At 57.9% G+C, this 1,315-nt stretch carries 1 protein-coding gene; it reads right to left on the reverse strand.

Annotated elements, in window-relative coordinates:
• Positions 1-1,315, reverse strand: a protein-coding gene (locus ACYVI2_RS29180; protein ID WP_460490390.1) for an IS3 family transposase whose coding sequence is annotated in 2 segments (ribosomal slippage) — positions 1-870 and positions 870-1,315 — 1,316 coding nt annotated over the 2 segments. Because the reading frame shifts where the segments join, the coding sequence is not laid out codon by codon here. This gene is flagged as partial in the annotation.

Raw genomic sequence — 1,315 nt, forward strand, 5'->3', positions numbered from 1 at the left:
CCGGGCTCATGCCTTGTAGTTTGAGCCGGATGCGTTGGTGATTGTAGTAGTGGATGAACTGGCCAATGGCTTTCTTTAACTGGTCGATGCTGTCGTAGCGGTTTAGGTAGAAGCACTCGGTCTTGAGTGTGGCGAACCAGCTCTCCATGGCGGCGTTGTCCAGGCAGTTGGCCTTGCGCGACATGCTCTGCACCAAGCCGTGCTCGGCCAGCATGCGTCGGTAACTGGATTGTTGATACTGCCAGCCTTGGTCCGAGTGCAAGAGCGGCTGCTCGCCCGGTGACAGGCGGCGTATGGCCTTCTGGAACATGCTCCGCACCAGCCCACCGAACAACGGGCTCGTGCTGGTCTCGTAGGCCACGATCTCGCCGTTGTACAAGTCCATCACCGGCGACAGATACAGCTTCCGGCCACGTACATTGAACTCGGTCACGTCGGTGACCCATTTCTGGTTGGGCCGCTCGGCCTCGAACTGGCGTGCCAGCAGGTTCGGCGCCACACGGCCCTCCTCACCCCGGTACGAACGATATTTCTTCGGGCGTACCAAAGATTTCAGCCCCATCGTCTGCATCAGCTTCTGCACCGTCTTGTGGTTCACGCACTCACCGGCCTGGCGCAGCGTAGCCGTGATGCGCCGGTAGCCGTAGCGGCCCTTGTGGCGTGCATAGACGGCATTGATCCTGGCCTTGAGCCCAGCAAACTTGTCTGCCACGCCCTGCGCCTTCAAGTGGTAGTAGAACGTGCTGCGCGAGAGCCCTGCAACGGCTAACAGCACACCTACGCGATGTTCTTGCCTCAACCCAGCGATCAACTGCGCTTTTTCTGCGCTGCCGCTCTCTTTTGCTGGATCAAGGCATCGAGCTTTTTTAGATACGCGTTCTCCGCTCGGAGGTACTCATTTTCTTTGAGCACCTCCTCAAGCGTTTTCTGTTCTTGGACTGCGGGCTCTAACGGCTTCTGTTTCGGTGGGTGATCTGACATGGCTTTACATCCGCTCCGACGGCGCTCAAGGGCTTGGTTTCCACCCTCATGATACTGCCGCTCCCACCGACCAATGCGGCACTCCGAACGAATATCAAATGCTATTGCTGTCTGCGTCTGAGACCAGCCCTCACGCCACATCCGCTTGAGCACCTTCAGCTTGAACGCGGCGTCGTAGCTCTCTCTCTTGTACCGCAACCCTGACATGCCGTGCGCTTGATAGCGCATGACCCATCTGCGCACGGCGGAATGGTATAAACCATACTCAGCGGCCAACGACTTGATCCCGCCTGAACCTGATAGATACCGCTTGACTACCTTGAGCTTGAATCGC

It is taken from the genome of Bordetella tumbae, assembly GCF_054780995.1.